The 23,406-nt window shown below is 39.4% G+C and carries 15 protein-coding genes and 2 pseudogenes; 11 read left to right on the plus strand and 6 right to left on the minus strand.

All coding sequences use genetic code 11. The annotated features are described in order from the left end of the window. Nucleotides 1–49 precede the first annotated feature (49 nt). The 4 genes from GTQ43_RS18485 to GTQ43_RS18500 all read right to left on the minus strand — a co-directional run bounded on the left by GTQ43_RS18485 (nucleotide 50) and on the right by GTQ43_RS18500 (nucleotide 3,608). A complete protein-coding gene (locus GTQ43_RS18485; RefSeq protein ID WP_265274220.1) occupies nucleotides 50–472 on the minus strand; it encodes a thermonuclease family protein in 423 nt (140 codons plus the stop codon). A gap of 82 nt (nucleotides 473–554) precedes the next feature. Then, a complete protein-coding gene (locus tag GTQ43_RS18490; protein WP_265274221.1) occupies nucleotides 555–1,118 on the minus strand; it encodes an HD domain-containing protein in 564 nt (187 codons plus the stop codon). A 71-nt stretch (nucleotides 1,119–1,189) separates the two neighbouring features. Then, entirely contained in the window at nucleotides 1,190–2,467 is a 1,278-nt protein-coding gene (locus GTQ43_RS18495; protein WP_265274223.1) for a GAF domain-containing sensor histidine kinase, read from the minus strand. A gap of 361 nt (nucleotides 2,468–2,828) precedes the next feature. Beyond that, on the minus strand, nucleotides 2,829–3,608 hold the full coding sequence (locus GTQ43_RS18500; protein WP_265274224.1) for an ATP-grasp domain-containing protein: 780 nt from the start codon (nucleotides 3,606–3,608) through the stop codon (nucleotides 2,829–2,831). Between the two features lie 589 nt (nucleotides 3,609–4,197). Here GTQ43_RS18500 and GTQ43_RS18505 point away from each other — a divergent pair. The 11 genes and pseudogenes from GTQ43_RS18505 to GTQ43_RS41770 form a co-directional block, all read left to right on the plus strand. Further along, a complete protein-coding gene (locus GTQ43_RS18505) occupies nucleotides 4,198–5,631 on the plus strand; it encodes a sensor histidine kinase (RefSeq protein WP_265274225.1) in 1,434 nt (477 codons plus the stop codon). A gap of 68 nt (nucleotides 5,632–5,699) precedes the next feature. After that, nucleotides 5,700–6,383, plus strand: a complete 684-nt coding sequence (locus GTQ43_RS18510; RefSeq protein ID WP_265274226.1) for a response regulator transcription factor — start codon at nucleotides 5,700–5,702, stop codon at nucleotides 6,381–6,383. A 47-nt stretch (nucleotides 6,384–6,430) separates the two neighbouring features. After that, complete coding sequence (locus GTQ43_RS18515; protein WP_265274227.1) at nucleotides 6,431–6,643, plus strand: CopG family transcriptional regulator; 213 nt, start codon at nucleotides 6,431–6,433, stop codon at nucleotides 6,641–6,643. Nucleotides 6,644–7,391: 748 nt separating this feature from the next. Next, nucleotides 7,392–7,676, plus strand: a complete 285-nt coding sequence (locus GTQ43_RS18520) for a PepSY domain-containing protein (protein ID WP_265274228.1) — start codon at nucleotides 7,392–7,394, stop codon at nucleotides 7,674–7,676. A 417-nt stretch (nucleotides 7,677–8,093) separates the two neighbouring features. Continuing rightward, nucleotides 8,094–9,320 (plus strand): hypothetical protein, encoded by a 1,227-nt coding sequence (locus tag GTQ43_RS18525; RefSeq protein ID WP_265274229.1) that lies wholly within the window; start codon nucleotides 8,094–8,096, stop codon nucleotides 9,318–9,320. A gap of 65 nt (nucleotides 9,321–9,385) precedes the next feature. Continuing rightward, the gene (locus tag GTQ43_RS18530; protein WP_265274230.1) at nucleotides 9,386–14,125 is read left to right on the plus strand and encodes a response regulator; all 4,740 of its coding nucleotides are present in this window, start codon (nucleotides 9,386–9,388) and stop codon (nucleotides 14,123–14,125) included. A gap of 198 nt (nucleotides 14,126–14,323) precedes the next feature. Further along, complete coding sequence (locus GTQ43_RS18535; RefSeq protein ID WP_265274231.1) at nucleotides 14,324–15,040, plus strand: hypothetical protein; 717 nt, start codon at nucleotides 14,324–14,326, stop codon at nucleotides 15,038–15,040. A gap of 111 nt (nucleotides 15,041–15,151) precedes the next feature. Next, on the plus strand, nucleotides 15,152–17,344 hold the full coding sequence (locus GTQ43_RS18540) for an OmpA family protein (RefSeq protein WP_265274232.1): 2,193 nt from the start codon (nucleotides 15,152–15,154) through the stop codon (nucleotides 17,342–17,344). 57 nt (nucleotides 17,345–17,401) lie between these two features. Next, the gene (locus GTQ43_RS18545) at nucleotides 17,402–17,926 is read left to right on the plus strand and encodes a Rab family GTPase (protein ID WP_265274233.1); all 525 of its coding nucleotides are present in this window, start codon (nucleotides 17,402–17,404) and stop codon (nucleotides 17,924–17,926) included. A gap of 355 nt (nucleotides 17,927–18,281) precedes the next feature. Further along, nucleotides 18,282–18,923, plus strand: a pseudogene (locus tag GTQ43_RS41765) (histidine kinase dimerization/phospho-acceptor domain-containing protein); the annotation flags it as partial. Nucleotides 18,924–19,049: 126 nt separating this feature from the next. Next, nucleotides 19,050–20,321 (plus strand): annotated as a pseudogene (locus tag GTQ43_RS41770) (ATP-binding protein); the annotation flags it as partial. Between the two features lie 208 nt (nucleotides 20,322–20,529). Here GTQ43_RS41770 and GTQ43_RS18555 read toward each other — a convergent pair. Next, nucleotides 20,530–22,116, minus strand: coding sequence for a GMC oxidoreductase (locus tag GTQ43_RS18555; protein ID WP_265274235.1), 1,587 nt, complete (start codon nucleotides 22,114–22,116; stop codon nucleotides 20,530–20,532). Between the two features lie 5 nt (nucleotides 22,117–22,121). Beyond that, nucleotides 22,122–23,402, minus strand: a complete 1,281-nt coding sequence (locus tag GTQ43_RS18560) for a hypothetical protein (protein ID WP_265274236.1) — start codon at nucleotides 23,400–23,402, stop codon at nucleotides 22,122–22,124. Nucleotides 23,403–23,406: the final 4 nt, after the last annotated feature.

Raw genomic sequence — 23,406 nt, forward strand, 5'->3', positions numbered from 1 at the left:
CACCTACTTAGCTCTGAATATAATTGTGAAAAACCAGACTTGATAGATATTACTTCGCATGAAACTTCAATTGCACTTTTGATTGCTGCCACAATCCCAGATGCTTATTTTTAGCATTAGCTTCTGCAATTAAAAATTGAGTTTTGCTCTCGTAGCAATTTTGTAAAGATTCTCGGTCAACGACAGCATTACCTGACTCTACCAAAAGGAGATTTACTGACCGATTATCCACAAAAACTTCTCCAACTGTACGACCACTTTCGAGTTGTTCTGTACTTCTAATCACGACAGGAGTTTTAGGTGGTAGTAACTGTTTTAACTTTTGTGTTGATGCTAAAGCCTTTGGTACATTAATACACGCTAGCTTGACTGGAATTGTTTGTCCGGTATTATCTTTAACCAAAATGGTGTTCCCATCGGTAACACCAACTACTGTAGCTAGCACTAACATTAGTTCAAGTAATTCCATCATTTTCTATGTAAGAATTTATGTATGAACATAATGTTATTGCAGTCCTTAAGTTGCTAGTGTGATTTGACTCACAAAAGACTATTTACTTAATAAATGCTTTGTAATCTTCAATTAACTTTGCCAAGCGGGAAGCTAGAAACGGACTTGCATCCTGCAAAGTTTCATAAATCTGAATAGCTTCTTCTCGATATCGAATAATTTTATCTTGAGTCCAATAATCTGGTGGTGCTTGGAGGTTACTGATTCTATCTGCTAATTTTACCATCCATATTTCTTGAGGTTGCTTTTTTATTCTTTGCAAACTATCTACCATTTGGAGATGTTTAGCTAAAGTTTTATCTTTGGTTAGTGCAAGTACACCATTAGCTACTGATTCACCAAAGTCTGTTTTTATTTCTTCAAATGTTGTGTTGGTATCTTCAATTGTGTCATGTAAAATAGCACATTGAATAGCAAGATTTCCATTATGTTCCGTTTCTATACTTAGGGCTGCAATTACTTCCATACTTACAAAACTCAAATGCATCAGGTAAGGTATTTCTGAACCTGGAATTGTTTGACCTTGATGTGCGTATGCTGCTTTTTTTAAAGCTTTAATATAAGTTTCTTGTGACCAGTTTTTTGGGCTGAGTTGATATTTTTTCATTTATATGTCAATTATGTTTATAAATTATGCAATTCTGTCTATAGAAATCTTAAATAAAATCGCCATATCAATTAAAAGCTCAGAAGAGGAACTATAGGTAATTGAACACTCACAGTAGTGCCTGTTAAGGGGTCAGAAGAAATTAACAGTTCCCCATTATGAGCATTGACGATGCGTTTAGTAATAGCAAGCCCTAGCCCAGTGCCACAAGGTTTTGTGGAGAAAAATGGCTGAGAAAGCTTGGCGATAAATTCTGATGGAATTGACTCACCGCCATTGTGGACATTAATATAGACTTTATTTATATGGGAACAATCTACTTTCCATTTAACGATATCTCCTACCGCAATTGCCTCGCAAGCATTACGAAGAATGTTGATAAATACTTGTTTAAGTTTGTCTTTATCTCCCAAAATTTTTACCGTAGGCAATGCCGGAATAAATTCAATTTGTCGTTCCAGAGCTTCTGGCATTTCACGAATGCATACCAGCAACTCACGAATGAATTCATTCACATCTAATTCACAAAGGTTCAACACCTGGGGCTTGGCGTAGAGCAAAATTTCACTTAGCAGACGTTCTAAACGACTAGCTTCGCTCAGTGCTAATGCTAATCGCTCTTGAGCAGATTCAGCCAGAATGGTTTTTTGGAAATACTTTAATCCCATAATCATTGTAGTCAAGGGATTACGAATTTCATGCACAATAATAGCAGCAAATTCACCAATTGCTGCTAGTCGTTCCTGTTCTAAAAGCTTGGCTTGGGCTGCTTGTAATTCTACGGTGCGTTTTTCTACCTCAGCTTCCAAAATATGATTAAATTGACACTGTTGCTGGTAAAGATGATAGTTGTCAATTGCTGTTGCCGCTCGTTCAGCAAACAATTCCACAATTTGGATATCTTCTTTTGTAAAATCACGTGGCTGATGATTAAAAGAACAGATAGTACCAATCACTTTATTCTCAGCAGTCCTCAATGGTATCCCTAAATATGCACAATAACCTTCTGGAGCTTGTCCATATTCTGGGTATTTTCGAGCATCTTTTACAGCTAATGATTGACCCATTTGGATAACAGTACCAGTTAGTAAACCATGTAGTGAATAAATATGTTCGCCCTCGCCCATTTCGAGACTACTCGCTAGAACAGTTTCAAATCCCTCTTCGCAAAAAGTAACAACTGTCCAATCAACTCTAATAAGTTCGCTGACTCCACAGGCAATATTGTGCAAATAGCTACCTAGTTCGCCAGTCCGATAGTTTAAAGAAGATAAACGTACTATAATTTGCCGCTCACGCTGCCAGGTTTGGTTGTGCAACAATATTTCTTCATCACTGGTTTTGCTCATGGATGCCTATTGCATGGGTTATAAAAATAATTTCAAAAATCGACTGGATAGTTATTTGGGCTAGGCTGTACTAGTTTCATAGAAAAATTTTACTAGAGAGATATGCTATTTGTATACAATAAGCTGATGAATTTTGGCTTGATTAAATGGAAATTTATACAAAAATTAGATAAACAAGAATAAGTGGTGTCAATGTTGCTAGCTGCTTCTAAATATGGTCTTAAAATTATTCCGCCGTCGGCTGTATCTTCGGAGGTATCAGCTAATATAATTAAAAGCGATCGCAGTTAGATACCAAGCAATAGTGTAGGAATAGTGCTGGACTGTCTAAGAGGAGCGATCGCTAACTAAACGAATCAACCTAAACCCAAAGTTGAGCAAAACGTTCAGCCGTCCATCCGACAATATCTGATACCTGCCCATCACCAATTTCTACGATCCGCTTAGTGCCGTCTCTACGTTCTATTACATCCACAGAAAAGAATTGACTTCCAATGCGCTTTGCACACTCTTCAACAATGTCTGGCACTTCTTCATCTTGTAAAGCGGCAAAAGGTTTACCAGACACAACAAAATAACGTTTCTCTGTTTCGGGTACAAAATCTTCAATCCGCCGCACACAAATACCTCCTTCAATACTGCCCCGAAACTTCTGCATTTCAGATATCACTGTTGCGATTTCTGAAGGTTTATCAATTATGGAACCAACTGAAGTTTTGAGAGACTTAACGTAATCTTTGATAAAAAGTTTGTTCCAGCCAAGTTTGTTCAACTCACTCTCTAAATCATCATTGATAGAATAGAATTTAGTCTCTGGAGTTAAATCGGCAATCAAAGGATACCAGTTTGGAAGATAGTGTGTGGCTAGATACTCAACTTTAGAAGTCAAGACGCTTGCCCCCGTACTCTCCACGAGACTAACCAATAACTCATAATCAGAGGGTGAAAGCATCCAACCCCGGTAGACAACTTTTGAACCTGGATATGGGATTGGAATAATCTTTGATGAACCAGATGCCAGCAACTCTAAAGAAACAACAGAAGTTACAAACCCTGCATCTTCCATAGAAGCAACTTGTTCTAGGTATGCTGCATCCGCTTTCTTTGGATTAAAGTAGTCACTAGGAAAAAGAAATCTCACAACACCTCACCTGAATGCACAGCTAACTTATGATTATGTGGAAAATCTCTACATATCCACCCTATTTAAAATGATATCCAAATTTTTCTGTATAAGTAGTTGGACAAAAATATTTACAGTCATTGCTAGCACAGCGTTGCAATCGCAAGGGTTGGAATTGCTTCATTACGCTTTGCTTTATTCGCAATGACATTGTGTAATTAATTCTGTTTAGGTACTTATAAGAATCCGATTTTAATTGTGAAAAAATTAACTAATTTTTATTATTTAGGAGGTGCCAATCCTTGCATTCCAACAAGAAAACATAGGTAAGAGATACAAAAGTATAAATTTTAAGCTAATTCTCAGCGCAAATTAATTTAATTATTTTAAATTATCCTTAGAGAAGGATTTGCCAAGTTGAAAGGGTAATGAAATAAAAATATTTAGCGATCTTTTTGGAATGGTTAGCCTTTTCACTGTAGGTATCCAATAGAGGTAAGTTCAAATCAGCTATAACTAAAGATGTAGCGGTTGATAATAACTTTACATTTACCAGTCTGATTTTATTGATTGAGCCTTCTCCAACATCTAAAACGCAACCAGAACAGTGAAGCAAATCAGAAAAGTTTGGATAAATATAGACCCATTTTCATTACAGTCACGCCTCACAATTGGTATTGGTGCATTTTCCGCTTTGGTCTTAGGTAGCCTTGCTACATGGGCTAGTTGGAAAATGCAAGAAATTTTGATTGATGGTCATAAGCATAATATAGAACAAATTGCCAAGCGCTTGCCGCAAGATGTGCAAATTTATAGTGAAATGATGCAACCTGAAACTGGGTTGCAAAAGGCTATTAATAACTTGGCAAATACCAACACATTATTATGGCTAAAAAGTCCTGATAATAAAATTTTAGTCAAATCTACACCTTTAAATTTGTTACCTGATACTACGATAGATCAATTAATGTCTTTGACTAAGATACCAATTAAAGCACAAGTTTATAAAGTGAACCAAAGCTACTTTGTTTTATGTGTTAGTTCTGTGCAAGTTAAAGGTAAGTTCCTGGGTGAGTTATTTGTAGTCAAGGATATTACCCGCGAACAGAGAATGTTTCTAGGAATGGTGCAGAGTTTAGGTATTATTAGTATTTTGGCAATTATTATTTTAACTGTTGCGATCGCATTTTATATTAAGCATTCTTTACAACCTCTACGTCAGCTAAATCAAATGGCTTCTGTGATTTCGGCTGAAGATTTAGGACAAGCGCAGCTATATCTTGATAATGCACCCAGCGAAGTTAAAGAATTGGCTCAAACCTTAACTATGCTATTATCGCGCCTCTCGCAATCTTGGGAGCAAGAACGAGAATTTGTGAGTAATGTTTCTCACGAGTTACGTACGCCATTAACAATTGTACATGGTTACTTGCAAAGCGTCTTGCGAAGGCAAAATAACTTAACTCAAACCCAACAAGAAGCTTTAGAAACTGCTGCATCGGAAGCTGAACGCACTATCCGGCTGCTACAAGATTTACTTGATTTAGCACGAGCAGATAATGGTTACTTATATTTTCAGATGAAATCTTATGTGTTGAATGACTTAGTTGAAGAAGTTGTGATGATGGCAGAAAAATATAGCGATCGCATAATTAAAATCGAGTCAGAGATTTACCCAATTGAGATAAAAGCCGACTATAGTCGCCTCAAACAAGTATTATTAAATTTGATTGATAATGCTGTTAACTATTCTGATGCCGATACACATATAATTTTAAAATTAAATCAACTTCAAGACAAGGCAATTATTCAAGTTTGTGACCAAGGTTATGGCATTCCTTTGCAACAGCAAGCGCGGATATTTGAGAGATTTTACCGCGTAGATGAATCGCGCTCTCACACTACTGGGGGTTGTGGTTTGGGTTTATCTATTGTCAAAACACTTGTAGAAGGTATGGATGGTAGTGTAAGCGTGCAATCAAAGTTAGGGGAAGGAAGTACGTTTACAATCAGTTTACCTACATATAGCAGTTCTATCTGATTTATGAAATTCCCAATTTCTTAGAGAAGTCGAGAATCTTGCTATTTAATAAACCAATACGCAAAAATATGACAGCACATATCCTTTTGGTGGAAGATGAAGTCAAACTGGCGCGATTTGTCGAATTAGAACTTAGTAGCGAAGGATACAAAGTAAGTGTAGCTCATGATGGTATTGCTGGTTTAACCTTGGCCCGAGACTCATCACCAGATTTAGCCATTCTGGATTGGATGCTACCAGGTTTGACAGGTGTGGAAATTTGTCGCCGTTTGCGAGCAACGGGTAGTACAGTACCAGTAATTTTGTTGACAGCAAAAGATGAAGTGAGCGATCGCGTCGCCGGTTTGGATGCAGGAGCCGATGATTATGTCGTTAAGCCCTTTAGCATTGAAGAACTATTAGCGAGAATTCGCGCTCATCTGCGCCGCACGCAAGAAATAGACGAGGATTTGTTGCAATTTGAAGATTTAAGCTTAAATCGCCGCACCCGTGAAGTTTTTCGGGAAAAACGAGGCATTGAGTTAACAGCAAAAGAGTTTGACTTATTAGAATATCTTCTCTCACATCCCCGTCAGGTGTTTACTAGAGATCAAATTCTAGAAAAAGTTTGGGGTTATGACTTCATGGGTGATTCTAATATCATTGAGGTATATATTCGCTATCTGCGACTCAAATTGGAAGAGAATAATGAAAAGCGTTTGATTCATACAGTCCGTGGTGTAGGTTATGCACTGCGGGAACAATCTTCATAACTTGGTGATTTCGACACAAAGCAACATCTTAAAGATAAAAGAGGATCATGAATAAAAAATGGGCTGTTAAACGACTAACAGTAAATCTCACGACGGAAGAAATGAAGAAACTTGAATGCTATTGTGCTTTGACAGGAAGACCAGCAACAGATGTAGTTCGAGAATTGCTCCGAACTCTTGAGGTTGACAATGTTGAAAACTCTGCGATAGAGACACCAGACTCAACGGTAACAGCTGGCAGTTGGTCAAGATCGCAGTAACTATTCACTAGACATCTCCAGAAATTAAATATGCGTTATGCAGAACCCTTGTAGAGACGCGATATATCGCGTCTCTACATTCTTTTTCACCAGATATTTACTAGAATAAGTAGTTAGACAGAATTAATTATACAATGTCATTGCGAATGGAGCGTAAAGCCTTCGGCATAGCTTCGCTTAACGCGCTAGCGTCTCGTAGAGATAGCGAAATGAAGCATAAGTCCTTCGGACACGCTTCGCAAACGCGGGGGCTGGGATTGCAACTCTTGGAGACGCTGTTCGCGTTCGCTTCGCTCACAATGACTGTAATTAATTCTGCATGGTTACTTAACATACTGCCGAGCTTAAGAGGTTGTTTGAAAAGTGTTTCCCTGTGACTTTAGGCACATTTAGATCCCCCCTAACCCACGCCAGTCGCTCCACTTGGGGAGACCCCAAGACCGCGCTGGCTCCCCTTAAAAAGGGGGGAACCGAACCAAAGTCTCCCAATTTATCGGGGGATTTAGGGGGATCTAAAACTTTTGATACCGACAAGAGGACTTTTCAAACATCCTCTAAGACTTAAGGCAATACTTTTTGGTAAAAGGGGAAAGGGTAAACATTCAAATTTATCCTTTCCCCTTTTCCCAGAATAGTGCGTAGAAATTTTATTCTTATATTTCTTTGCCATAAAGCTTTGGGGACTGTGCATCGCAACAAAATGTGCTTACATTTAATTGGAAAAACTTTCTAGAGTTGGAGAATTGCTATGAAACGTTCATTTCGTAAGTATCATCGTATCCTTGGTATCATTATATCTCTGCCACTTGTTTTAACCGTATTGACTGGGATGTTAACAACATTTGTTCGTGAGTGGTCTCTGAATATAGGAGTCCCTGCTAGCTTTCTCCTAAGTATTCATACGGGTGAAATTTTTCATCTTGAGGGAATCTATCCACTTTTGAATGGATTAGGGCTTCTGGGATTGTTGGGAACAGGATTAACTATGTCTGGTTTATTTGGTAAAAAGACTCGGCAAAACCCCAAGAATTAGACTAAGAAGTTAATGGCAAACGGACTTACAAGCAGCTACCAATAACGATTTCACTGGTGATGGTAATATCTCCTCTATGAGTTCTAGCTATTGCCCGTGCGATCGCTAAATCTATATTTCTTTATATACATTAAATTTTTATTACCGATTTACTTGCAGACAATCCTAATTAGGCAGTCAAAGGGCACGTATATAAAAACTTATGCCTTTTTCCTTTGCCATGTCTTAACAAGCATATATTTTGGGCATCATAATTCCAAGCCGAATACATGAGCTAGCAGCCAGAAAACTCTTTGGCGGCAAGTTTTTTATTTACAACTATAGTGTCGACCTATGGTAGATAGTTTTATACTTGATCTCTTTATTTCTCGACATAGTTTACCCACTAGGTTGATTTGGGGATGCCTACAGCTTCAATTGGGAGTAATTTGTAGCATAGGGATTTGGACATTCTCGGAAGCTAAGTTACAAGCTGCCCAAGCACATCAGACTTGGAAATCACTTTCAGAATTCACTGAGGGAGTCACCAAAGTAAATCCTGAACCAACACCTATTTTGATAGCGGCACCTGAAAACTTCAATCCTGATTTGCAATTACCACCAAAACCTTCCATCGAAGCACCGCAAAATTCTAGCTCACCGAAACCTTCCACCGAAGCACCGCAAAATTCTAGCCCACCGAAACCTTCCACCGAAGCACCACAAAATTCTAGCCCACCGAAACCTTCCACCGAACCAAGAACACCGGATGTAGTTTTGGAAAGCATTTATACAGACTATCGCTATGACACAGATAACTTTGGCCAAAGCAATTTATTTTTTGAACCAACGGCTCAGTTTCGATTGAGTAATGGCAATAAAATATTTTTCAAGACGGGTTTTAACTTATTTGAGCAACGCGGTGCTGAATCAATTACAAATTTTCCCTTACAAGTTGGATGGCAGGGAAAAATTGGGGAAGTGACTCTGCAAACAGCAGCCGGAGTTGATATCTTCAATCGTTTACCTACAGCTATTAATCTAAATGCCAAGGTGGAGCTTCCCATTTCGCCACCGCAAGTTTCGTCATCGGGTCAATTGCTATCAACAGTAGTACTATCAGGTAATTTAGAACAAGGACTTTATAAATCCAATATCCGAACTTTAGAAAATCAAATTACTGCTTGGCGATTTGGGCCTGATTTATATTGGCAGATTGACAGTAAAACCAGCTTGTTTTCATCATTGCGTTTGGGTAATTACAACGATGGTAATTCCGAGGTGCAGTCATTTAGCAGATTAGAACGCAAGTTCGGACAGTTTTCTTTGGCAGCTAACTTATTCAATTTGAGTTTCGATCGCGATTTAGAACGCAGAAGTGGCTATTTTTCCCCACCAGATTTTCTGGTTTACAACGCAGAAGTGGCTTGGGAAGGAAATATTGCTAATTTATTACGCTGTCGTCTCGCTGCTAACTTAGGACGGCAGCGACTTAAAGGAGAATTTGACAATGCCAATACCTATCAAACGCGCTGTACGGTAAAGTTTTCACCAAATATAGAGGCAGACCTTGGTTATACCTTCAGTAATGTCCGAAATCAAGAAACGGGGGGAAGTACCTACGGTGGTGATTCCTTGACAGGACAGTTGCGGGTCAAATTTTAGGAAGCAGGAGGTAAACCCAATAAATAATCTAAAATCTAAAATCCAAAATGAGATAAGGCTCAAGAATGAAAGCACCATTACCTGATAATGAAATACAGCGAATCGAATCTCTTTTGCAGTATAAGATTCTCGATACTCGCTCGGAAGCTGCCTTTGACGATCTCACCCGTCTAGCCTCATATATTTGTGGAACTCCCATTGCCTTAATCAGTTTAGTTGATAGCGATCGCCAGTGGTTCAAGTCTAAAGTTGGTTTGGATGCTCTAGAAACACCGCGAGATTTGGCATTCTGCGCCCATGCTATTCTGCAATCTGAAGTTTTTATTGTGCCTGATGCCACATTAGACGAAAGGTTTGCGACAAACCCGTTAGTTACCTCCGATCCAAATGTTCGGTTTTATGCTGGTGTACCCATAACTAACCCTGAAGGATATGCATTAGGAACACTTTGTGTAGTTGACCATGTACCAAGAAACCTCTCGCCAGAACAAGTTGAAGCATTGCGAATCATTGGTCGCCAGGTAATCAAGCAACTAGAAATGCGGCGCAATTTAGCGAGTTTGGTATTGGTGAGTCATACCCACAAACAGACACAAAAGGCAAGCAAACAATTTTTAAAAAGAGTAGCCGCAGGGTTTGGGCTGGCGTTAGCAATTTTAGTTTTAGTTGCCACCCTCTCGTATCAGAGTACAGAAGTGTTGATTAATACGAACAAAAGGTTGAACAACACTCAATTAACAATCAACAGCTTCCATGAACTGCTGTCTAATATCAAGGATGCTGAAACGGGACAACGCGGTTATATACTTACCGGAAATGATGCGTATCTAAAACCATATCAGACAGCACTTATTAATCTTCCTCCAGAAATTAAGCAGCTAAGAAAATTAACAGTAGATACTCCTAAGCAATTAAGTCAAATTTATACCCTTGAATCTTTAATAGTACTAAAGCTGAAGGAACTGAAAAATACTATCGACCTCCGCCAGAATATCGGGTTAGATGCTGCATTGGAAGTAATAAACGCAAATCAGGGAAATAATTTAATGAGTGATATCCGCAATATCATTCGTGAGATGGAAAACGAGGGGCGGGAGGAGCTTCAGCAGCAGTTAACAATCACAAAAACCAGTGCCCGCAATACTATTTTGATGCAAGCGATCGCTATTTGCCTAAGTTTTATCACTCTGGCTATAGTCTACTACTTGATTTCTCGTGAGGTAAAAGAACGTAAATTAACAGAGGAAACACTCAACCAAGAACGCAACTTTATTTCAGCAGTCCTTGATACAGCCGGCGCTTTGGTAATAGTTCTGGACACACAAGGACAAATTGTGCGCTTCAATCAAGCTTGCGAACAAACAACTGGTTATTCATTTGATGAGGTCAGAGGAAGGCATTTCTGGAACCTGTTGCTAATTCCTGAAGAGATAGAACCGGTTAAAGCAGTTTTTGAGCAGTTGCGAACTGGTAAAGCGCCCAAAGAATATCAAAACTATTGGGTAGCAAAAGATGGCAGTCGGCGGCTGATTTCATGGGCTAACGCTATTTTGCAAGACGATGAGGGTTGCATTGAATACATTGTTGCCACAGGTATTGACATTAGCGATGTCTATGACGAGCTTCACTTACGTAAACAAGCAGAACAGCATCTCAAAGCCCAGTATTCTACAACGCGCGTCTTAGCAGAGTCCACGACAATTAACGAAGCCATGCCCCAAATCCTCCAAGGAATCTGCGAGAGTTTGGGATGGGATTTAAGTGAAATTTGGATGGTAGATAAACAAGTAAATCTACTGTACTTATTAAAATCTTGGTATAAAATATCTTCCAAAATGCAAGAATTTGAAATCCTCAGTCAGCAGACTTTCTTTGCATCAGGAATTGGCCTACCTGGTCGTGTTTGGGCGAGTGGTGAACCTGTTTGGATGACTGATGTAGTTAAAGATAACGATTTCGTCCGCTCTCAAATCGCTACCCAAGTAGAACTGCATGGAGCTTTTGGTTTTCCGATCCATAGTGGTAAAAACATTCTTGGTGTCATCACCTGCTTTAGCCACGAAATTCAGCAACCTGACCCAGATTTAGCAAAAGTGATGAATTCTATTGGTGAGCAAGTAGGGCAGTTTATTGAGCGCAAGCAAGCAGAAGAAGAACTCCAACGGCAAAATTTGCGATCGCAGCTATTTACTGAAATCACCCTCAAGATTCGTCAGTCTTTGCAAATCAAAGAAATCCTCCAAATCAGTGTTACGGAGGTACAAAAAATTCTCCATAGCGATCGAGTTTTGATTTATCAACCCTTGACAGATGGCTCTGGAAACACTGTGGTTGAAGCAGTAGTTTCTGGCTGGCTGGCAATTAAAGAGAAAAAGCTCACTGATGCTTACTTTCAAGCGGAATATGCACAGCAGTACTATTTACAACAGTATCGGCAAAAAAGGGGTAAGGCGCTTGCTGACTTAGATATAGTCGAAGTCCAAAAAAGGCATATAGAATTACTGGAACAATTTGGGGTCAAATCCAATTTGGTTATACCCATTCTTGTCAAAGAAGAACTCTGCGGTTTGCTGATTGTCCATCAATGTGGCAGTTTCCGCCAATGGTCTAGCTTTGAAACTCATCTTTTACGGCAAATAGCCGATCAAGTAGGCATTGCCTTAGCCCAAGCCCAAATGTTATATGCAGAAACTCAACAGCGACGAGAACTCGAAGTTGCTCGCCAACAAGCTGAATTAGCTTCTAAAACCAAAAGTGCTTTTTTGGCGAACATGAGTCACGAAATTCGGACTCCGATGAATGCCGTATTGGGGATGACAGGCTTAATGCTAGAAACTCCTCTAAACCCTGAGCAACTGGATTTTATCGAAACCATTCGCATTAGTGGAGATGCTCTTTTAAGCCTCATCAACGAAATTTTGGATCTATCCAAACTTGAAGCTGGGGAAATGACACTAGAAACTCTAGATTTTGAATTATCTACCTGTGTAGAAGAAGTGTTGGAATTATTAGCTCCCCCAGCCCATAATAAGGGATTAGAAATTGCAGCGTTAATCTATCCCAACGTCCCTACCCACCTCCAAGGTGATGCTGGCCGCTTGCGGCAAATTCTTATGAACCTGATCAGCAATGCGATTAAGTTTACCAGCGATGGAGAGGTAGTAGTACGGGTAGAATTGCGATCGCAAACTTCTACTACAGCCACTATTTATTTTTCCATCACAGATACCGGTCTTGGTATTACCCCTGAAGACCAATGTAAACTCTTTACGCCATTTACCCAAGTAGATGCTTCTATCACCCGTAAATATGGCGGTACAGGTTTAGGATTAGCCATCTGCAAGCAACTCGTAAGCTTGATGGGAGGTGAAATTGGCGTAGAAAGTCGATTGGGAAAAGGATCTAAATTTTGGTTTGAAGTAACTCTTGCCCAGCAACTTGACCCGATTTCCTCAAAAAGCGATCGCCTTGCCACAGTTAAGAGCGATCGCGAACTCTTGCTGAATCGACGCTTGTTAGTGGTAGATGATAATGCCACTAATCGCAAAATCATCCACCATCAAGCTACCCGTTGGGGGATGCAGGTAGATCAGGCTGCTTCGGCTACTACTGCACTCATTGCTATTCAGGAGGCTGCCAAGCAAAAAAATTTCTATGACATTGCTGTGATTGATATGCAGATGCCAGAAATAGATGGCATGACTTTAGGAGAACAAATTAAGGCAAACTCAGCGATCGCTAGTCTACCTTTGATTATGCTTACCTCTACTAATCAACGCGATGAAATCCAACGGACGCTAAAAATAGGATTTGCGGCTTATTTGGTCAAACCTGTTAAGCCGTCTCGACTCCTCGATACCATCATGACTATTTTAGGAACGCAGATAAAGGAGGAGACAGAAGTTAAAATTCAGAATTTAGAATTTAAAAGTCAGGAGTTAAAACTAAAAAATTACGAAAACAATAGCAATGATCGTTCTCCTAGCTCCCACCTCCCGGCTCGTGACTCACATAAATTAAGAATTCTCTTAGCTGAAGATAATCTAGTGAATCAAAAAGTAGCTTTGAAGCAACTTCAAAGTCTGGGTTATAGTGCTGATGTCGCTGGTAATGGCAAAGAAGTTTTACAGCTATTAGAAAAAATTCCCTACGATTTAATTCTGATGGATTGCCAAATGCCAGTTCTCGACGGTTTAGAAACCACAAAAGAAATTCATCGTTGGCAAGAAAGCAGCTTTGCTGGTGGTCGTCGTCCTATAGTAATTGCAATGACAGCGAATGCGATGAAAGAAGACCAACAAATGTGTCTAGATGCCGGAATGGATGACTATCTAAGTAAGCCAGTAATCAAAGAAAAATTGGCTGCGGCGCTACAGCATTGGGGAAATGTGATATTCATAGTCAAAGAAACAGATGCCTTAGAGCAGAAAGTTTCTCCAACAGATACAGGCTCAGTTAATCTCCCAATTGATTGGGAACGCTTACATCAACTCTCAGAAAACAACCCAGAATTTGAATTAGAACTACTGCAAATATTTGTTGAAGATATTCAACCTCGGTTAGAGATCGTTAAAATAGCGATCGCATCTCATGATTTTGACCAAATAGCGCTGCAATCACATCAAATTAAAGGTGCTAGTATCAATATGGGAGCAACAACGATGCATCTGGCAGCAGAAAGACTAGAAAAACTAGCTTACAATCAAGAACGTCGAGGTACTACTAACTTAATCTCAGACTTAGAAGATTTTGTTAAACGCATCCAACAGTTTTTGGACTACAAAGATAACAATTCAAAAAGCTGAAAAATTCATAATATTTATTAATAAATTAAAATTGAGAATTTTTCATGAGTAAGTATGAAAAATTCCTATTCTTCATTACTCATTACCAATTTATTCTTTTTAAGATATAACTTGTGAAAAACTGGGAATAATAAATTTGATGTAAGTAAGTAGGTTCGATGAGTTAGCTGCATCATAAGCTGATAATTTTTAGCCTAAATGCCAGTTAAATCCATACCTCCTATCCCCAATAGATTCCCGAAAGGTGAGGTTTTGATGATGAGTCAGATGAGTAAAGACGATGTCAGAGAACGGCTTGGCAATATCGATCAGATCCGCGATATTATTTTGGGAACACAGCTAAGAGAGTACGAAAATCGGTTTAGCAAGCTGGAGTCAGATATATCTCTCCTACAACAACAGATGCGATCCCATGTTGAGCAACTCAAATCAAATTTTTCGGCTGAACTAAAAACCGGGTTTGAGGCGCTGGATAAAAAGCTGAAGTCACTCAACCTGACAACTCAAGAAGAAACTCTTGACTTACGCCAACAGGTTGATAGACTCAATAAAAAGTTTTCTAGCAGTGTTCAGTCCCTTGATGAAACATTAGATAACCAAACTACCTCGATTCGAGATGAAATATTTCAGACTAAAGTCCAATTACAAGATGATGTCACGGCGTTACGGGATCTGATTTTAGAAGAAATAGATCGACGCTTCTCGCAGTTAACAGACACTAAAGTTTCTAAAGATGATATGGCTGAAACTTTATTTGCCTTGGGAATGCGCCTAAAAGAAACTGAATTTATTCCTAAATTACGAGAAGCAGCCGATGAACGCAACGACAACTATACTGCTGTACCGCTTCTAGAAACTACAAAATTGTCAAAAGTGTTAACTCACTCTAACAGTACCGCAGAATTACATCCCTAATCAACTCAGGAGGGAAAGGGAGATAAGACGCGATTAATCGCATCTCTTGTTGTACAGACGCGATTAATCGCGTCTCCTAAATCAGCACTTTTAAAGACGAGAATTATTAATATGACTCAGGTGGAAAATTCGATTTCTCAATCTGTTGACTTCAAGCCAGAAGAAGCTATACCGCTTGACAATTTAGTGGATCTACTCGTCGAACTAAAAATTATCGAACCACCTGAGAAACCCTTTTCTTCATTTTCATCAGAAATTTATCCTAGTAATGAGTATATTTCAACAGAAATGCAAGCATGGCAACTTACTCCAGTGACAATGGAAATATGTGAAGCTTATTTAGAGTCGGCTTTTAATTCTCGTCAAAATACACCTAATTCAGCCAAAGCTATCGAAGGGGAATTAAAAGAATCTATTGAAATATTTATCCCTTTTGAGGAAAATCTAGATAACTCAGAGGATGCATTACAAAAATTAAAAGATATATTAGTTGGATATGAGTTATCAGAAATAAACAATATTATAGCTAAACTCGAACAAAACTTAATAAAAGTTGAGAATCAAATTTACGACCCCAAAGAGCTAATAAATCTACTACTACCGTGTATTTCTGAGCTTTTAAGACTAAAGATTGCAGAATCTAAAGAAGAATTTGTCCAGATAATTGCCCCTATTATCGATCAGACTATCCGCAGTCGCACAGAACAGAATAGAAGTAGCATGAGTCAGGCGATCGCACCTGCTATCCCCCTAGCTATTACTCAGCAGATTATTGTTGCTCCAGAAGAAGTTTCAGATGCGATCGCTCCGGCAATGGGACGAGCCATAAAAAAGCAAATTGAAATTGAACAGAATATTGTTGTGGATGCACTTTACCCAATTATTGGTAGTACCATAACTAAATATATGGCAGAGACAATCCGTGCCATTAACCGACAAGTTGAAGAAACCCTCAGCGTTGAAGGCATAAAACGTAAAATCAGTGCCAAATTACAAGGAGTTTCTGAAGCAGAATTAATTCTTAAAGAAGCTTTACCATTTACAATTAAAGCCATTTTCTTGATTCATAAAGCATCCGGTTTAGTTATCTCGGATATTCAGCACTCTGATGCACAGCAGCTAGAGGCTGACATGGTAGCAGGAATGCTGACAGCAATTCGCAGCTTTGCCAATGATTGCATCAATGAATCTGGAAGCGTGACAGAATTAGACGCAATTCAATACGGGACATCACAAATAATTTTAGAAGTTGCAGGATATTGTTATTTAGCGATCGTTGTGCAAGGAGAAACGAGTAAAAAATTTATTTTGAAAATGCGGAAAACTTTTAGTAAAATAGTTAAAAAATATGGTAATTCAATTGAAAAATTTGACGGCGATCCAGATACAATCCCCGTTGAAATTCATCCACTTTTAGAAGAACTTAAAGGTAGAGATATTCAGCATGATCAGAAAAAAAATAAATTATCACCATTACTGATATTAGGCTTAACAGTTATCAGCACTATTCTCATCCCTTGGGGGATTTGGCAACATCACGTTGGAGTTATTCGTTCCATTGAAAATCAAACTTCCTTAGCTCTAACTTCTGTTCCAGAACTAGCTGTATATCGGCTTAACGTGCAGATAGAACATAATAAATTAAAATTAACAGGACTATTACCTAATCAACTTCTGCGCCAGAAAGCCGAGCAGATTGTCAAAGTGACCTTACCTAATTGGTTGATTGACAATCAAATTTTATTAGTAGAAGTACCAGCAGATCCTGTATTAGCTGCTGCTGAAGTTAAACGAGTCACAGCACTTTTAAATCAGACCGATGGTACAGCCATTTCTGCTCAATACAGCACTGGTAAAGTAGTTGTTGAAGGTACTGTCAACCGGAGTGCAGATGCTCAGATTATTGCTCGTGCATTTGAGCAAATTCCGGGCGTAAAATTTGTATCTAGCGCGGTGCAAATACAACCCCTGCGAATTGAAGTTAGATTTTACTTTCAACCAGACTCAGCGAGTTTAATTCCAGCGAATTTAGAGTACAAAGTTCAACAAGTCAAAAGTTTTCTTAATCAGCACCCAAGTCAACATTTAAAAATCATTGGTTATAGTTATAACCGTACGACTACAAACACCTCTCAAAAGTTGGCACTAGCGCGAGCAAAAGCTATACAACAAACATTGATTAAATTAGGCATCGAACCATCTCGTCTACAGGTTATTGGGATGACAAATTTACCACCAGGAATTGATCCGACTCACCCCTTATGGTTAAGCCGTTGTGTAGTCCTAGAAGCGATAAACAAGTAATTTTAAGTTTAAAATAGCTCTGACTCAGATTAAGATAATACCTACTTTTCCTCAAATATGTCTACAATTTCTAAAAAAATCTGCTTATTTGGTGATTTTGGTGTTGGCAAAACCAGTCTAATTCGTCAATTTGTAGAGTGTAAATTTAGTGATGAATATCTTTCAACTGTAGGAGTAAAAATTTCTCGTAAATTAGTTAATTTTTCTCCAAAAGACCAGCATGAAGAGCAAAACTTACAGTTGATAATTTGGGATATCGAAGGTAGCAATAAGTTTAAGGCAGTTGCTCAAAACTATTTCCAAGGTTCTAAAGGTGCTGTGATAGTTGGTGATGTCACACAACCAGAAACACTCAATCATATTGGGGAGCATATTCAAATTTTTTTAGCTGTTAATCCTAAAAGCTATATTGTTGTTGCACTGAACAAATCAGATATGATTGCGGCTGAATATTTAGAAAAGATCCGTAAAATGTATCAATTTACCGATCAAACTAATATATTAGACACATATATAACTTCAGCTAAAACTGGCAATAATGTTGATAAAATATTTCAAACTTTAGCCACTCGTTTAATTTAGTAAAATGAACCCATTATTGACAAATATATTGTTTGTATGTAAGATTGGATATTTGATAATTGATGAAAACCTTCAGATTCTAGAGATATCTCTTGGACTAAATCATTTTACCAACATTGCTGATGAAGTGAAACAAGGTGAGGATGTTCGGATTGTCTTTCCAGAATTAGAAGGACTTGAAGATATTTGTGATGCAATTCGACAGGGTGAGCAGGATAACTTTGAATTAAAAGGAATTAGGCGATCGCAAGATATAGCTTCTCCTTTCTATATTGATATTCGGATTACTAAGAATCTGCAAGAAAATTATTCTAGTAATCGACTAATCATCCTTGTGGAAGACTCAACAGAAAGGATGGTTCTTGAGCAATCTTTGTTTCAAGGTGCAAATGAAGCAAATCTTTTGTTACGTAACTTAAAGGCTTCTAAACAATACATTGACCAAATTGTGACATCAATGGCAGATGCATTGTTGGTAACAACACTGTCAGGGAAGATAAAAAAACTGAATCCAGCCGCACAAATATTGTTAGAATACGACGAAACAGAACTCATCGGTCAATCTATAGTTAAAGTTCTTAGAGAAGTCGATAGCTATAAATTAGAAATTGGAAATATTGAAAGTATTGATATATCCAAAAACAAAGACATAAATCCTTTAATAAAAGACGTAGAAACTGTTTGTTATACGAAAAGTGGTAAAATAATTCCTGTTGCTTTTTCATCCTCAATTGTTCAGACAGAAATTGAGCATTTTCAAGGTTATGTTTACATTTTGCGAGATATGACTGAACGCAAGCAGATAGAACTTGCTAAACAGGAATTCTTAGCGATGATTAGCCATGAAGTTCGGACTCCGATTGCATCGGTAATTGGTATGGCCAGTTTGTTATTAGATAGTGGATTGACTGCTTATCAAAAAGACTTTGTTGAAATCATTTACACCAGTGGAAACTCCTTACTCAAAATTATTAACGATTTCCTTGACTTCTCTAAAATCCAATCAGGCAACTTGGAACTAGAAGAGGAACCTTTTGCTTTGCAAACTTGCATTCATGAGGCTTTTTATTTACTTGCATCTAAAGCTAGAGAAAAAGGTTTAAAACTCACATTTTTAGATATTCCTAAACTTCCTACTATGATTGTGGGGGATATCACCCGACTGCGCCAAGTATTGATTAATTTAGTCAGTAATGCTATTAAATTTACCGAAACTGGAAGCATAGAAGTTTCAGTTATAGTTCGCCAGAATCGAGATATTAATCATTCTTCTACTGTAAATACTCACGAGATTCAGTTTAGTGTTAAAGATACAGGCATCGGGATTCCCCGCGATCGCGTTGAGCGTTTATTTAAAGCCTTCAGTCAAGTGAATTCCTCCATTACTCGACAGTATGGCGGTACTGGCTTAGGTCTTGCCATCTGCAAGCAACTTTGTGAATTAATGGGGGGCAGAATTTGGGTTGAAAGTGAACTCAATGCAGGTAGTACATTTTACTTTACGATTGCCGCTCCTATTATTCCAGAGGAGTCAGAAGGGGCGCAAGTTCTTGCGCCCGTACAGAAGTTACAAGTAAAAAATTCTGAAAATAACTCTGATTATCGTGCTTCTGATTTCCCTAAATTAAGAATTCTCGTAACTGATGATAATCAAGTGAATCAGGTAATAGCTTTGAAGCAACTCAAAAGCCTGGGTTATAGTGCTGATGTTGCTAATAATGGCAAAGAAGCATTGCAGTTATTAGAAAAAATTCCCTACGATTTAATTCTGATGGATTGCCAAATGCCAGTTCTCGACGGTTTAGAAACCACAAAAGAAATTCATCGTTGGCAAGAAAGCAGCTTTGCTGGTGGTCGTCGTCCTATAGTAATTGCAATGACAGCGAATGCGATGAAAGAAGACCAACAAATGTGTCTAGATGCCGGAATGGACGACTATCTAAGTAAGCCAGTAATCAAAGAAAAATTGGCTGCGGCGCTACAGCATTGGGGAAATGTGATATTCATAGTCAAAGAAACAGATGCCTTAGAACAGAAAGTTTCTCCAACAGATACAGGCTCAGTTAATCTCCCAATTGATTGGGAACGCTTACATCAACTCTCAGAAAACAACCCAGAATTTGAATTAGAACTACTGCAAATATTTGTTGAAGATATTCAACCTCGGTTAGAGATCATTAAAATAGCGATCGCATCTCATGATTTTGACCAAATAGCGCTGCAATCACATCAAATCAAAGGTACTAGTGTCAATATGGGAGCAACAACGATGCATCTGGCAGCAGAAAGACTAGAACAACTAGCTTACAATCAAGAACGTCGAGGTACTACTAACTTAATCTCAGACTTAGAGGATTTTGTTAAACGTATTCAAGAATTTTTAATTAGGAGTTAAGTAGCCTTCATGAACTACTGGCATTAGCACTGATGAAAACGTATTTATTTGAAGTATTGTTGTAGTAAACCATGCTATAAGCAGTCTATGATAACCAAAGTTAGGACGGTCTACTACTATTTCTAAGATCCAAGGTTGGGTTTCGTGCCTCAACCCAACAAATAAAAAAATGGCGAAGGTATTGTTTAACAAGACTGCCTTCCTTCGCTCAGTTGTTCACCATCAAGTGAGCCACCCGTTCTGCTAAAGCAGCGATGGTCATGGAAGGGTTGCGCCCAACAGCTTGAGGTAAAATTGCCCCGTCAGCGACGTAAAGATTTTTGTAGCCGAAGACTTCTCCTTTATGATCGACCACACCATCTTCAGCAGTTGTCCCCATTTTGCAGCCTCCCAGGGGATGCACTGTTAACAAACTGCGGAGAACTGACCAATAAAAGGGAATGTAAAGTTTACCGCCGTTGGCTTGGGAAAGTTGCTTTTGCAGATTCAGGATGGCATCAATTGCAGACTTTGAGCGCTGGATATTCCAATCAAGTTTTAAATCTGTTTCCCAAGGCTTAAGCCAGTTGCGACCGAGAGAAAGTTGCCCATCGGCAGCATCAACACCCGCACCTAGCCAAACCATAACGTTGCTTAAAGGATTTTTTTCGTCCAAACCACGCCGCAAATGATTGCGTAAAGCTAAGGCGAATAGGCTGAATTTGCCAGAATTTAGTTTGCTGCTAATGGCATTAAGCAACATATTAGGAAAGCCATCATCTTCAATAATAAAACTCTCTCCTTCAAAGCTACTGTCAGTAAAATCCATACCTGCGGTAATAGTTGGGCCAATGGACTGCCTAACCTCAACATCTTTACCGTAAAAATCGGGGGTAAGAACGTTGGCGTTAGCACTCCAATTTTTACCGAGTTGCTGACTAACTTTAGGTAAAGTGCGGTACTTATCGCGGCTATTTAATAGCAACTCACTAGAACCGAGGGAACCTGCGGCGATGACAACTATTTTGCCCCTCTCTTCACCACGAATTAGTTGCCCGTTTTCAATGCGGTCAAAAATAACGCGATAACCACCTTCTTCTGGTTGAATATAGCGTACCAAATGGAGCGATCGCACTTCTGCCCCTTTATTCTCCCCCGCCGGAATATAGTTCAAATCGAGGGTGTTCTTGGCGTGGACATCACACCCCAAATCACAATTACCCAGATGAACACAAGTACCTTGTTTTTGCCCTTGGGCATTGACAAATTGCCGGGAGTGCTTTTCATTCAATGGATCTTCCAGTTGGTAGTTCCAGTCTGGATCGAAGGAAATTGCTAGGGGCATACTTTGGAAGCGATCGCCATACCCCACTTTTTGCGCCGCCTGTTGCATCAATTTCGCCCGTTGGGTATGCTGCCCTGGCGGTATGGGATGTACATCCATCATTTTCCGCACGCGATCGTAGTAAGGCTGCAATTCACTATAAGTAATTTCCGGTGGCCAACCTTGCTCAAATCGCGTCGGATTTGCCTCTAAAACCACGCTGGAATAGCACAGAGAGCCGCCACCAACCCCCGCCCCCTGAGCTACAGCCATCCCCTTAAAAAAGCGTAAATCGAGCCAGCCATTATGTTTTTGCGGCTGGGTGTGTTCATAAATCCAGGCATCTTTGGCTTGACGTGGGTATTGGTCTTTCGTCCAACGCCGGCCGCGTTCTAATACCAAAACCCGCGCTCCTGATTCCGCCAAACGGCAGGTAACTACTGACCCACCAAAGCCGCTACCAATTACGATGACATCAAATTGCTGGCTCATAGGATTTACTTAATCACTACAGGATCTGCTGGACGGGCAAGGCTATCTCTTTCTGGTACTGGGATGTCGCGGGGAATCCAGAAGTGTATCCGTTTATCGCAACCTTCACAGATGGCATAGTCATTAAATTCAATTACACCCAACTTCGTCCACTCTTTTTCATTAAAGTTTTTGACGTTGATGGTATAAACCAATTTGTGGTCAGGATACTTTTCTAACCGCAACTCATCGCGGAAGTCTTCTGCATCGATCTTGACTGTGCCTTCTGCTACCCTCAGCATAAATTGGTCTGGGGTGACAACTTTGCTTCCTGGCGCTAATGCCAGGGTTGAAATCGGGAATAACTGACGAAACCCTGGTCTTTTATCCATGAGTCGGAAAATGATCCGGTTAACTAAGTTCGCTCCAATATCTAAACCGACAGAGGGAAAGTTAGTTAATTCAGTATCAGTAATATGCTTGGTTTTGATGCCTGTCAGATAATCGACAGTCACAAAATTGCCTGGTTTTACCTTATCGTCGGGGTTGAGGGTAGGATAAACCTTACCTGCAATTCCAAAGGCCCGGCGATCGCCCCGCTTGATGTTAGCACCAGCAACAGAAAGGCGGGCAAACACTAAGCCTTCTGAACCCTTAGCAAAATAGCCTGTATAAGGGGAATTCTCAGTAATCCGCCAAATACCTGAGCAACAAACACCATTGGCGTGAATTAACTTATCGTAATAAGGGCGGATATCCCGTTTATCGAACATATTCCGCGCCGAATCATTGAGAAACTGTAAAAACTTGGTTATTCCTAGACCCTCATGATAAGGCAGTGGTTCACCATAAGTCCCGCTAAAACCAACTTCTTTGACTTCGTTATGGGTAGAACCGTCATACTCGAAAACATCTTTATCCGGGGTGGAAGCTTGAGGTTTGTTGAGCATAGTTAATATCAACAATGGGATTTGGAATAAGCACAAAACTGAATCAATAATCCCGAAAGTAGGATAAATGTTGGGGTAAAGAAAGAAAAAGAAAAGAACTCCAGGTGGACGGGAAAGGGTCGCTAATACGGCGTTGGGAGTGTAACGGTATGGATCATTTGCTCCAGGAATATAGAACAGCGACAGCAAAACCACTAGCAAGCCAGCAAAGGAAGTCCATACCGGGTCTTGGGTAGGTCTTTGATGCAATAATTCCAGCAACCAATTTGGTGCAAAGATCGCCGGGAAGCCGATCGCCCAGTCTTGGATAATCCCTAGCCAGACGATGCGACGAAACCAAACAGCATATTTATTCATAGCT

Source organism: Nostoc sp. KVJ3 (assembly GCF_026127265.1).
In the GTDB taxonomy this organism is placed as follows: domain Bacteria; phylum Cyanobacteriota; class Cyanobacteriia; order Cyanobacteriales; family Nostocaceae; genus Nostoc.

Bases quoted from the DNA above. Each gene is read 5' to 3' on its own strand.
- GTQ43_RS18560 (WP_265274236.1), bottom strand. From the start codon at position 23,402: ATGAATAAATATGCTGTTTGGTTTCGTCGCATCGTCTGGCTAGGGATT.
- GTQ43_RS18540 (WP_265274232.1), top strand. From the start codon at position 15,152: ATGACTCAGGTGGAAAATTCGATTTCTCAATCTGTTGACTTCAAGCCA.
- GTQ43_RS18545 (WP_265274233.1), top strand. From the start codon at position 17,402: ATGTCTACAATTTCTAAAAAAATCTGCTTATTTGGTGATTTTGGTGTT.
- GTQ43_RS18490 (WP_265274221.1), bottom strand. From the start codon at position 1,118: ATGAAAAAATATCAACTCAGCCCAAAAAACTGGTCACAAGAAACTTAT.
- GTQ43_RS18485 (WP_265274220.1), bottom strand. From the start codon at position 472: ATGATGGAATTACTTGAACTAATGTTAGTGCTAGCTACAGTAGTTGGT.
- GTQ43_RS18495 (WP_265274223.1), bottom strand. From the start codon at position 2,467: ATGAGCAAAACCAGTGATGAAGAAATATTGTTGCACAACCAAACCTGG.
- GTQ43_RS18510 (WP_265274226.1), top strand. From the start codon at position 5,700: ATGACAGCACATATCCTTTTGGTGGAAGATGAAGTCAAACTGGCGCGA.
- GTQ43_RS18555 (WP_265274235.1), bottom strand. From the start codon at position 22,116: ATGAGCCAGCAATTTGATGTCATCGTAATTGGTAGCGGCTTTGGTGGG.
- GTQ43_RS18515 (WP_265274227.1), top strand. From the start codon at position 6,431: ATGAATAAAAAATGGGCTGTTAAACGACTAACAGTAAATCTCACGACG.
- GTQ43_RS18520 (WP_265274228.1), top strand. From the start codon at position 7,392: ATGAAACGTTCATTTCGTAAGTATCATCGTATCCTTGGTATCATTATA.
- GTQ43_RS18530 (WP_265274230.1), top strand. From the start codon at position 9,386: ATGAAAGCACCATTACCTGATAATGAAATACAGCGAATCGAATCTCTT.
- GTQ43_RS18535 (WP_265274231.1), top strand. From the start codon at position 14,324: ATGCCAGTTAAATCCATACCTCCTATCCCCAATAGATTCCCGAAAGGT.